Here is a 581-nt window from a genome sequence, read left to right as displayed (position 1 = left end):
GGCCCCAAGTTTCCCGCGATCGCCGCGCTTAGCGCGGCGCCGTAGGCATCCAGGATCGGCCGCGCGATCCAGGTGTGATCCAGCAGCGCGCCGGCCTCGTCGGAGCCCGGGGGGATGGGGGTGCCGTCGTCGTAAACCAGCCCCCACGACACGACCAGCGCACGCACCAGGTCGGCGTTGGACAAACGCCCGGCCACGTTATCCTCCAGCAGCGTCTCGAAGCGCGCGGGTGCGACAACTCGGCACGTCACCGCCAAAGCGCCCGCCTCGGGGGCCCCCGGCGCCCAGACCTGGGCCGTGGTTTCAAAGGTAAATCCACCCCGTGGAACCGAAAAAAGTACCGGCATGCCCAATTCTCCTTACAAAAACCGAATACAAACCTCGTTATCCCCGCCTCCCGTCTGCGGGCGCGCGGTAAAGGGGATCGACATCATCACGTCCTCATTGTCGTCTCTCGTCGATGGCTTGTTGATCTGGGCGTTGAAGATGCACACCTCGCAACGCTCGCCCACCCGGGTGCCTCGCGTGGCGGTCAGACGGGTGTAGTCGTCGATCTTGCTCCAGATATTGATGGCCGCCAG

Annotated in this window: 2 protein-coding genes; both read right to left on the bottom strand. The window is 64.9% G+C overall.

Features of this window, described 5'->3' with window-relative positions:
* Positions 1 to 347, bottom strand: a 347-nt coding sequence (locus ROR02_RS16505) for a hypothetical protein (protein WP_147165123.1), incomplete at its 3' end; no start/stop codon positions are given.
* A gap of 12 nt (positions 348 to 359) precedes the next feature.
* Positions 360 to 581, bottom strand: a 222-nt coding sequence (locus ROR02_RS16750) for a hypothetical protein (protein ID WP_170245173.1), incomplete at its 5' end; no start/stop codon positions are given.

It is taken from the genome of Pararhodospirillum oryzae (assembly GCF_007992075.1).
GTDB lineage: Bacteria > Pseudomonadota > Alphaproteobacteria > Rhodospirillales > Rhodospirillaceae > Pararhodospirillum > Pararhodospirillum oryzae.
The sequence above is the reverse complement of the archived record's forward strand: the minus strand, read 5'-3'. Positions and strand labels throughout refer to the sequence as shown.